The following is a 605-nucleotide window of genomic DNA, read 5'->3' as shown; positions in this document are numbered from 1 at the left end:
TTGCCCTGCCGGCTGGTGGTCGGGTGCGACAGGCCGCGCAGCGCCAGGATGAACAGGATGCCGGAGACCAGATAGAGGAAGGAAGCGAAGTTGGCGTTCACGTCACTTGTCCTTCTTCTTGTACATCGCCAGCATGCGCTGGGTGACGAGGAAGCCGCCGAAGATGTTGACGGAAACCAGCATCAGCGCAACGAAGCCGAAGCCGGTTGCAAGGCCGGAGGCCGAGATGCCGACGGCAAGCAGCGCACCGACGACGATGACCGACGAGATGGCGTTGGTGACGGCCATCAGCGGCGTGTGCAGCGCCGGCGTCACCGACCAGACGACATAGTAGCCGACGAAGATCGCCAGCACGAAGATGGCGAAGCGGAAGACGAAGGGGTCGATGGCGCCGCCGGAGAGTGCATGGGCTGCATCACCCGCCGCCTCGGCGCCGGGCGCTGTGGCCAGGTCCTGCACGGCGAGCCTGACGGCGGCGGTTGCCTGGTCGAGCTGGTCGAGGGCTTTCTGCAAGGCGTCCATCACGCGATCCCCTTCGGCTTGGCAGCGGACTTGCTCGTAGCGGTTTTCTTGTCTGCGGTCTTTTTGGGCGCCGTTTTCTTCTC

The 605-nt window shown here is 64.5% G+C and carries 1 protein-coding gene; it reads right to left on the bottom strand.

Annotated features, from left to right (window positions below; genetic code table 11):
• Nucleotides 1-102: 102 nt before the first annotated feature.
• Nucleotides 103-522: a proton-translocating transhydrogenase family protein gene (locus EN857_RS33255; protein ID WP_127282905.1), complete on the bottom strand. Its 420-nt coding sequence runs from the start codon at nucleotides 520-522 to the stop codon at nucleotides 103-105.
• Nucleotides 523-605 lie beyond the last annotated feature (83 nt).

The sequence above is a fragment of the Mesorhizobium sp. M4B.F.Ca.ET.214.01.1.1 genome, assembly GCF_004791545.1.
Taxonomy (GTDB): Bacteria; Pseudomonadota; Alphaproteobacteria; order Rhizobiales; family Rhizobiaceae; genus Mesorhizobium; species Mesorhizobium abyssinicae.
The sequence above is the reverse complement of the archived record's forward strand: the minus strand, read 5'-3'. Positions and strand labels throughout refer to the sequence as shown.